The sequence below is a fragment of the Sulfuricurvum sp. genome (assembly GCF_049305995.1).
Classification (GTDB): Bacteria; Campylobacterota; Campylobacteria; order Campylobacterales; family Sulfurimonadaceae; genus Sulfuricurvum.
Map to the genome: position 1 here is coordinate 1 of NZ_JBAQPS010000196.1, position 9,107 is coordinate 9,107.

At 44.9% G+C, this 9,107-nt stretch carries 10 protein-coding genes; 5 read left to right on the top strand and 5 right to left on the bottom strand.

Going from position 1 to position 9,107, the window contains the following annotated elements; translation table 11 throughout:
- Positions 1-242 (top strand): putative sulfate exporter family transporter (locus WA010_RS06600; protein ID WP_422556350.1); only part of this gene is annotated, 242 nt, incomplete at its 5' end.
- Positions 243-289: 47 nt separating this feature from the next.
- Here WA010_RS06600 and WA010_RS06605 read toward each other — a convergent pair.
- The 5 genes from WA010_RS06605 to tig form a co-directional block, all read right to left on the bottom strand.
- Positions 290-1,798, bottom strand: a complete 1,509-nt coding sequence (locus WA010_RS06605) for a YifB family Mg chelatase-like AAA ATPase (protein ID WP_422556351.1) — start codon at positions 1,796-1,798, stop codon at positions 290-292.
- 89 nt (positions 1,799-1,887) lie between these two features.
- Complete coding sequence (gene def, locus WA010_RS06610; RefSeq protein WP_422556352.1) at positions 1,888-2,403, bottom strand: peptide deformylase; 516 nt, start codon at positions 2,401-2,403, stop codon at positions 1,888-1,890.
- 7 nt (positions 2,404-2,410) lie between these two features.
- Positions 2,411-3,466, bottom strand: a complete 1,056-nt coding sequence (locus WA010_RS06615) for a GGDEF domain-containing protein (protein ID WP_422556353.1) — start codon at positions 3,464-3,466, stop codon at positions 2,411-2,413.
- Between the two features lie 10 nt (positions 3,467-3,476).
- A complete protein-coding gene (gene clpP, locus WA010_RS06620; protein ID WP_422556354.1) occupies positions 3,477-4,073 on the bottom strand; it encodes an ATP-dependent Clp endopeptidase proteolytic subunit ClpP in 597 nt (198 codons plus the stop codon).
- Positions 4,074-4,078: 5 nt separating this feature from the next.
- Positions 4,079-5,374: a trigger factor gene (tig, locus tag WA010_RS06625; protein WP_422556355.1), complete on the bottom strand. Its 1,296-nt coding sequence runs from the start codon at positions 5,372-5,374 to the stop codon at positions 4,079-4,081.
- A gap of 214 nt (positions 5,375-5,588) precedes the next feature.
- Between tig and folE the strand changes: the two genes are divergently transcribed.
- The 4 genes from folE to WA010_RS06645 all read left to right on the top strand — a co-directional run.
- Positions 5,589-6,164 (top strand): GTP cyclohydrolase I FolE, encoded by a 576-nt coding sequence (folE, locus tag WA010_RS06630; RefSeq protein ID WP_422556356.1) that lies wholly within the window; start codon positions 5,589-5,591, stop codon positions 6,162-6,164.
- 3 nt (positions 6,165-6,167) lie between these two features.
- A complete protein-coding gene (gene fliI / locus WA010_RS06635) occupies positions 6,168-7,475 on the top strand; it encodes a flagellar protein export ATPase FliI (protein WP_422556357.1) in 1,308 nt (435 codons plus the stop codon).
- 128 nt (positions 7,476-7,603) lie between these two features.
- The gene (locus tag WA010_RS06640) at positions 7,604-8,818 is read left to right on the top strand and encodes a NifS family cysteine desulfurase (protein WP_422556358.1); all 1,215 of its coding nucleotides are present in this window, start codon (positions 7,604-7,606) and stop codon (positions 8,816-8,818) included.
- 102 nt (positions 8,819-8,920) lie between these two features.
- A partial coding sequence (locus WA010_RS06645) for an iron-sulfur cluster assembly scaffold protein (RefSeq protein ID WP_422556359.1) occupies positions 8,921-9,107 on the top strand: 187 nt, incomplete at its 3' end.

Genomic DNA, 9,107 nt, shown 5'->3' on the forward strand with positions numbered 1-9,107 from the left:
CCCAATACAGCATGGCACATACAGGCGAATCGATCTCTGCTCTTATCGCTGCTACGGTTGAGAACATCAACATGATCGACACCTTTTTACTCACGATGGCGATGACCGCTTTGGGTATGGGGACACGATTCGCTAAGTTCAAAGGGTTGGGGATGGCACCGCTTTATACGGCAGGGGCGATGTTCGCATGGCTTTTGATCGGCGGATATTTTATCACAACGTGGGTTGTTGCAACGTTCTAATACTTTTTGAGGTCGCAATTTGCGACCTCAAGTTGATACACACTTCATTATCGCTTCCTATAGCTCAATGCTTCGAGCAGATGGTTTTTTCCGATATCACTAGAGCCTTCGATATCGGCTATCGTTCGTGCCACTTTCAGGATACGGCTCACGGCACGAAACGATAATCCGAACCTCCCTATCGCCTGATCGATTACCTGTTGCGTTTCAGGGTTGAGGGGACAATAGTGTGCGATTTCTGCATCGCTGAGCGCCCCGTTAAGTCGTATTTGCCCTCGCTCTTTTTGGCGCAAAAATGCCTCTCTCACTTTTTGGTGAAGCTGATGAGAGCTGATACTCGGTTTGTCCTCTGCACTTACTGCGTGCATTTGCACATACAGATCGATCCGATCTAAAAAGGGGTCGGAGAGGCGGGATTTGTATCGGTTGATTTCCACATCACTACATCTACATGCGGTGGTAGTGCTAAAAAGATTACCGCACGGACACGGGTTCATCGCTCCCACAAAGAGAAAATTGGCATCATAGGTGACTTTGGTGTTGACCCGTGAGATACGGATATGGCGATCTTCGAGAGGTTCTCTGAGTGCTTCGAGGACGGTTTTAGAAAAGTGCGGTAGCTCATCGAAAAAGAGTATCCCCCCATGTGCCAAACCTACTTCTCCGATTTGGGCTTTGTGGGTTCCCCCTCCGAAGATGCTAGCTCCCGTAGAGGAGTGGTGAGGTGATCTAAAAGGACGAGAGGGGGTAAAGGTCGGCTCTTTTCCCTCTAAAATCTCCAGTTTAGCACACTCCAGCATCTCGTCGTTATGAAGCGGTGGCATGATGTGCACGAGCCGTTTGGCTATCATCGATTTGCCACTCCCTGGGGAGCCTTCTAAGAGGAGATTATGCATCCCAGCTGCGGCGATGAGGGCAGAGCGTTTAGCATGCTCTTGACCCTTTATCTCGATAAAATCGAGGGGGTAGTGTTCGTGAAAATAGTACTCTTTTTCACCATGGGTAATGCGATTAAAATCGAACGTACTGATATGGGCTTTTGCCTCAGGAAGTGTTTCGGCACGTAAAAGATTGAGGGTGTCGTTAAGGGTATCGACACCGTAAAAAGTGATGTTGGGTATTTTGGAGAGTTTAGGCAAGCTTACATTGGGGACGATGGCGCGGGTGATGGCTCCTTGGTTGGCGAGGGAGAGGATGATAGGGTAGAGGAGGGTGTTTTCGGTAACACTCCCATCGAGTCCCAGCTCTCCAAAGACGTACCATCCTGAGAGATCCCCCTCGTAATTTCCTAAAGCGATTAATGCAGCGATGGGGAGATCAAAATGAGATCCCTCTTTACGTAGATCGCTTGGGGCGAGGTTAATAGTGAGTCGTTTGGGAGGGAAGGTAAAGTCGTTACTTAGCAAAGCCGATTTAACCCGCTCTTTGGACTCGGTAATAGCGGTATTTGCCATTCCGACGATAGTAAAGGCGGGAAGCCCTTTGGTCGCAGTAAATTGTACTTCTACACTCGAAGCATCAATCCCTTCAAACGTAGCGCAGAGTAATTGTTTCATGGCAATATTCCAAAATAATATTTAACGAATATTGTATCAAATTAGCGGATGTGGAGTATAAATATTGCAAATTGCAATATTTAATAGGGTTATTTTTTCTCTTTGAGTGCTTTTTTATACTCTTTTTCGAATTTTTTGCGGCGATGATAGGTGAGCTTATCAATAAAAAGCTTTCCTTCCAGATGGTCAATTTCATGTTGAACAGCAATAGAAAGCAACTCGTTTGCTTCAAGGATGCAAGGCTCTCCATAGCGATTTTTGTAATGTAGGATAAGCGTTTCAAAGCGCTCTACATCTTCATAAAAACCAGGAACGCTTAGGCAGCCTTCTTGATACATAACTTTTCCTTGGGGATTATGGATGATTGGGTTGATGATTTCTATCAAATCTTCTTTGTTTTGGTTTCCTTCTTCATCCGGGATACAGAGGATTAAAACACGAATCGGATTAGCAAGCTGAATAGCGGCTAATCCGATGCCGTTCGAACTGATCATAGTTTCATACATATCGTCTAAAAAGCGGTGAAGTAGCTCGTCGAAATGGGTTACTTCAGATGAACGAACTTTCAGCTGTTTGTTGGGGTAAGTAATAATTGGTAGAATCATGGGAACCTTAGGAATTGCAAACCATGTAGCGGAGTGCTGATTCATTATCTGCGGCATTCATAGCATTAAGGGTACAAATAAGAGTTTGTTCTACCCCGACAGATGCTTTGAACTCAGAGACGCCAATGGCGATACGTAGTTGGACTTCTTTCTCGGCAAGAAAAAAGTTGCTGGAAGCTACAAGATCATAAAGGCGTTCTGATGCCCGTTTTGCACTCTCTATATCAGTATGCTTGAGTAGCATGACAAAAATACCATCTCCATAATGGGCAACAATATCACTACGGCGCGATGTTTTGAGAAGAAGACGCGCAACCGTTCTAACCATAAGCATCTGTGCTTTTTCGCTTTGAATGGTGTTGGCTGTCTCTTTTGAGAGGCGAACGGTAATCAGTGAGCTTTTGTGTTTAAATTCATCAATCAAGTTACGTTCTTGTTCAAGTTTTGTAATTAAGTAGCGCTTATTATAAACACCGAATTGATTGTCAAAGATGGTTTCATGTTCCACTTGTTTGACGATAGTAGCAGTCTCTTCATAAATAGTTTTCATGTGAGAGACTTGTTTCTTCAAGATACTACTAAGTTTTGCAACGTCACTTTCTAAAGACGAGAGTAGATTACTCGCTCCTACCAGTGATGGGATAATTTTAATCTCTTCTTGACGTTTTTCAAGAATTTTATCCATTAAAGAGATATTTTTATAAAGAGTTGCACTGAGTTGAAGGATACTTTTAACAGAAGAAAACCCCTGTTTTAGAATCTTTTCGAGTTCGATACTTTTTTCACTTTGGTCATCTTCTTCGAATTCCAAAACAGAACCGATTTGACGACGAAGACTTTCACTTTTTTCATCTAAAATACGATCAAAATAGAGGGCAAAATTATTAGGAGTGGGAGGAAGGTTATCGGATATGAGGGCAGTAAGCACCTCTTTGGCAAAAATTTCAAGGTCGCTTGTCGGGTCACCGAGAGAACTGGTATTGACAACGTTCCCTTTATTTGGGACAACAGCTTTTTTAGTATTTTGCCGTTGAGAGCGTTTTAGATCACCAAGCTCTGCCATATATCAGCCTTTATTTTTCATCTTTTTCTTTTTGAACCAATACTTCGTCAATGATACCATACTCTACACCCTCTGCGGCTGACATAAAGTTATCACGATCGGTATCTTTTTCGAGTTTTTTGACACTTTGGCCGCAGTTTTTAGCGAGGATTTCATTGAGCTCCGCTTTCATACGCAAAATCTCTTTGGCTTGAATCTCGATATCGGTTGCTTGACCTTGAGCACCGCCAAGAGGCTGGTGAATCATGATACGTGCATGTGGGAGGGCATAACGTTTCCCTTTGGCACCGGAGCTGAGCAAAAATGCCCCCATAGATGCCGCTTGTCCAATACAAATGGTACTGACATCGGGACGGATATAGTTCATTGTATCATAAATCGCCATACCCGAAGTGATAACACCACCTGGGGAGTTGATGTAGAAATAGATATCTTTTTGTGGATCTTCGGCTTCTAAAAACAACAGCTGTGCTACGATAGATGAAGCAACTTGATCGTGTACCTCACCGCTGAGCATAATGATACGGTCTTTGAGAAGACGGGAATAGATATCGTATGAGCGCTCTCCGCGCCCCGTTTTTTCAATGACGTAAGGGATGTAGCTCATCGTGATTACTTGATTTTGTCGTTAAGCAATTTGCTGAGAACACGATCTTCGATCATTGCCATTTGGATTGCAGGAAGGTAGCCTGAGTCTTGGTAGTGCTTGTAGACTGCTGCAGGATCTTGACCCATTTGCATCGCTTCGTAATAGATGGTTTGCATCAACTCTTGTTCGTTGACGATGATGTTTTCCGCTTTAGCTAACGCGTCTACGATAAAGGTTGCTTTAACGGCGCGGCAAGCATCTTCACGGAACGTTTCACGCATCACTTTGACTTGTTCTGCATCATTGCGGAGCTCTTCGAGTTGCGCTTCGCTGAGTTCACGCGCTTTTTTGTTGAGTGCCATATCCATCTCTTGTTCTACGATGAATTCAGGAAGATCGATAGTGAAAGCAGCCACAAATGTTTCCATCAACGACGGTTTGAGCTCGTCGTTGTATTTAACACTCATCGCTTCGGTTTCGAGTTGTTCTTTTACTTTTTCTTTGAGCATCTCAACACTAGCATCTTCGTAACCAGGAAGCATTTTTTTAGCCAATTCTTCATCAACCGTTACCGCTTCTTTAGCTTGGATTGCGTGAATTTTTACTTTAAATTCAGCATCTTTACCTGCAAGTTTTGCTCCGCCGTAGTTTTCAGGGAAGGTTACCGCGATGGTTTTTTCTTCATCTTTTTTCATCCCGATCACTTGTTCTTCAAATCCTGGGATAAATTGGCCGCTTCCAAGACGAAGAGAGAACCCTTCTGCTTTTCCACCTTCGAACGCTTCTCCCTCAACAAAACCTTCGAAATCAAGTAATGCAGTATCACCGCTTACCAATGCGCGATCTTCATCAACGTTGACCAAAGGAGCTTGCGCTGAAGCGAGTTCTTCGATACGGGTCATGATCACTGCATCATCGATGGCAGGTTTTTCGACATCAGGAACCATTGCGGTGTAATCACCGAGGATGATTGCCGGACGGGTTGCGATAACCACTTCAACGTCGATACCGTTTTCAGTTTTTTCAAATTTAGCGATTTGAGGCTCACCGATCAATGTGTCCGCTGCGATAGCCATCTCTTTAAGACCTGCGCTTAAAAGATCACGCAATGCTTGTGCTTCTGCATCTTGAACTAGACGCTCACCGTATTGTTTCTTAACCGCACTAAGAGGTACTTTACCTTTGCGGAAACCGGCAATTTTTGCATCTTTTGAGATCTGATTGGCGATTTTTTCGATATTTGAATCGATAGTACCGCGAGTGATAGCCGCGTTGATTTTCGCGTTGGCTGAGTCAATTTTGTTCGTTGTAATTTGCATTGAATCCCTTTTGTTGACGTCTTCTATGAGACTAAATGGTGGCAATAATATCCAAAAAGGGTTAATGCTACGCTGAATTAAAATAAAAGCAAAGTAATGATAGAGTATTACTAACGTAAAATTTATCTATTACCGTTCGCCCTGAGCTTGTCGAAGGGTGAAATGTTCATGGTTCGACAAGCTCACCACGAACGGAAATATTAAGTGAGAAACTATGGCGAATGAAGACTTTATAAACGCAGTGAAAACGATGATTACCCATGTTGGTGAAGATGTGGAGCGTGAAGGTTTGGAAAAAACTCCGAATCGTGTTCTGAAAGCGTATGAATTTATGTTTGGCGGGTACAAAGAAGATCCTCAGAACATTTTGAATTCGGCGATGTTTGCGAGCAGCAACGATGAGATGGTGTTGGTTAAAGATATCGAATTTTATTCGACGTGCGAGCACCATCTCCTCCCGATTATCGGACGGGCACATGTTGCCTATATCCCGAACGGTAAAGTGGTCGGACTCTCGAAAATTCCTCGTGTAGTCGATGTGTTTGCACGACGTATGCAGATCCAAGAGCAGCTTACCGAGCAAATAGCGGATGCATTAATGGAAGCCGTTGAACCCAAAGGGGTAGCGGTCGTTATCCAAGCGCGTCATATGTGTATGGAGATGCGCGGAGTGGAAAAAATCTGTTCTACTACGACATCGAGTGCATTACGAGGATTATTTAAAAAAGATGAAAAAACGCGTAGCGAGTTTTTCAGCCTCATTAACTCTTCGACCGGTAACCGTTACTAGATCATGCCACTTAAAGCACTGCGTAGCCGTTTGGGGTCTGAAAAACTTACCACCGTGTTTGGTACGGTGACTAAAATCAGCCCTACTGTAATTGTCGCTGAGGGGTTGCATGTCAGTATCGGAGATACCGTACTGATGGTTTCAGAAATCAGCGGTGCCGAGGCTCTAGGGATGGTGAGCGAGGTAGAGAGGAATCGTTTTTTTATCACCCCGTTTCGGTTTGTCGAGGGGTTTCGTGCAGGAGACAAGGTCTATCCGAATCAAAGCGGGATGATGATCGAAGTGGGCGAAGCGTTGTTGGGCAGGGTTGTCGATCCTTTTATGAATCCTATCGACGGTAAAGGACCGGTTGCGGGAACCCATCTCGAATCGATTATAAAAGCCCCTATTGCGGCAATGAAGCGGGGGATGATTGATGAGCCGTTCAGTGTCGGGGTAAAAACGATCGATGGCTTACTTACGTGTGGAAAAGGGCAAAAACTCGGTATTTTTGCCGGAAGCGGTGTGGGAAAATCGACACTGATGGGGATGATTGTCCGAGGTGCCGATGCCCCGATCAAAGTGGTCGCCCTCATCGGGGAGCGGGGACGCGAAGTTCCCGAATTCATCGAAAAATCACTCGGAGGTAATTTAGAAAATACGGTGGTTGTGGTCGCAACGAGCGATGACTCCCCTCTGATGCGAAAATACGGTGCATTCAGTGCGATGAGCGTCGCAGAATATTTTAAATCTCAAGGACATGATGTCCTCTTTATGATGGATTCGGTGACCCGCTTTGCGATGGCACAGCGTGAGATCGGTCTCGCGCTGGGTGAACCCCCTACCTCAAAAGGGTATCCCCCTTCGTCGTTGACCCTCTTGCCACAGCTCATGGAGCGCGCCGGAAAAGAGGAGGGACATGGTTCGATCACCGCTTTTTTCACCGTCCTCGTCGAGGGGGATGATATGTCCGATCCGATTGCCGATCAGTCCCGTTCTATTCTCGACGGTCACATTGTCCTCTCCCGTGAACTGACCGATTTTGGGATCTATCCTCCGATCCATATCCTCCACTCAGCATCGCGTGTCATGAATGATATCATTACCCCTGAGCATTTCGCTGCGGTACGCCGTTTTCGTCGTCTCTATACGCTACTAAAAGAGAATGAGATGCTGATCCGCATCGGTGCGTATGTAAAAGGGACTGATAAAGAGTTGGACGAAGCAATCAATAAAAAAGAGAAGATGGAAGGGTTTTTATCCCAAGGTGCAAAATTTAAGAGTGATTTTAACGAGACGGTGGATCAGCTGATAGCGTTGATGGGGAATTGACTTAATCCTTAAGCCATCCTAAATATAAAAAACCCTTAAGGTTACTATAACGTCGTTTGCACTATTATCCCAAAAGTTAAACAAGACTAATTTAGTCTTTTATTTATATTCCTTTTTTGGAGCAGTTCATGCAAGTCTATTTGGACAATAACGCAACAACGATGGTTGATCCGAGTGTTACCGAAGCGATGATTCCGTTTTTCAGTGAGATTTACGGCAATCCTAATTCACTTCACCGTTTTGGAACCGCGTCGCATCCGGCGATCACTAAAGCAATTAATCAAATGTATAAAGCGATTAACGCCAGTGATAAAGATGACATTATTTTTACCTCTTGTGCGACGGAGTCAAACAATTGGGTTCTCAAATCGGTATGGGTCGATAAGATCCTAAACGGTGATAAAAACCATATCGTCACTACCGAAGTAGAGCACCCCTCGGTTCTCTCTACCTGTAAGTTTCTCGAAGAACAAGGGGTTAAAGTCACCTATTTGCCGGTAAATGATCAGGGGATCGTCGAAGCACATACATTACGCAGTTTTATCACCGATAAAACGGCGCTTGTATCTATCATGTGGGCAAATAATGAAACAGGGATGATTTTCCCGATCAAAGAGATGGGTGAGATCTGTAAAGAGAAAGGGGTTCTTTTCCACACTGACGGTGTTCAAGCGGTTGGTAAAATCCCGGTTGATGTGCAAGCGGTTCATGTCGATTTTATGTCGATGTCGGCCCATAAATTTCACGGTCCTAAAGGGATCGGGGCACTCTATATCCGTAACTCTGAAGAGCTTACGCCGCTTCTTCACGGTGGAGAGCACATGGGGGGACGCCGTTCCGGTACCCTTAATGTCCCTTACATCGTAGGGATGGGTAAAGCGATTGAGTTAGCGACAGAAAATATCACTGAGAAAATGGCAAATATCCGTACAAAACGAGATCGCCTTGAAGATGCTCTTCTCTCTGCTCTTAGCGATGTAATGGTTGTAGGAAATCGTGAAAATCGTACCCCGAATACGATTTTGATCTCGATTCGCGGTGTTGAGGGTGAGGGGATGTTGTGGGATTTGAACAATGCCCTTATCGGTGCCTCTACGGGTTCTGCCTGTGCTTCTGAGAGTTTGGAAGCGAACACGGTTATGCTCGCCATCGGTGCGGACAATGAACTGGCGCATACGGGGATTCGTTTGAGTCTCAGCCGTTTTACCACCGATGCGGAGATCGACTATGTAATAGAGCGATTTGAAAATGCGGTAAAACGGTTACGGGCAATTTCAAGTTCGTACGCGATTCAACAACCTACAGCAGGCGGTGAAGCAACCGCCTGCGGAATACATCACTAAAGAACGCGACAGGAGCAAAGCCCCTATCGCTACGCTAGCCGCTGAGGCACTAAAGCTTCGTCCGTTCGGACGAGATTAAATTATAGTATCGGAGAGAATATTATGGCAAAAAATGATTTATTGGGCGGATCTCTTTGGGATCAGTATTCTAACAAAGTAACAACGTTGATGAATAACCCCCATAACCAAGGGGAGATTACAGAAGAAGAGGCTGCATCCGCAGGACATAAACTCATTGTTGCCGATTTCGGCGCAGAGAGCTGTGGAGATGCGGTACGTTTGTACTGGG